At 38.2% G+C, this 325-nt stretch carries 1 pseudogene; it reads left to right on the top strand.

Going from position 1 to position 325, the window contains the following annotated elements:
- Window positions 1-325, top strand: a pseudogene (locus JEM65_RS22095) (TonB-dependent receptor); the annotation flags it as partial.

Below are 325 nucleotides of genomic sequence, written 5' to 3' on the forward strand. Positions count from 1 at the left end.
AAATTATACGTTCAAGAACAAGTTCCTCTTTACGGGTACTTTTAGACGTGATGGTTCTAGCCGATTTGGTAAAGAAAACAGGTATGGAAATTTCCCATCTGTAGCTTTAGGATATAACCTCATAGAAGAAGGATTTCTCCAGAATCAAAGCATTCTATCCAACTTGAAAATTAGAGGTAGTTGGGGAAAAATAGGGAATGACAAAATCGCTTTTTACGAAGGTAGACCTGTGGTAACTGGTAATCAAAATGCGGTTTTCGGTGAAAATGAAGAGCTGATTTACGGTGCTACGTTGACTCGACTGGCAAATCCATTTATCAAATGG

It is taken from the genome of Gelidibacter salicanalis (genome assembly GCF_016469035.1).
GTDB lineage: Bacteria > Bacteroidota > Bacteroidia > Flavobacteriales > Flavobacteriaceae > Gelidibacter > Gelidibacter salicanalis_A.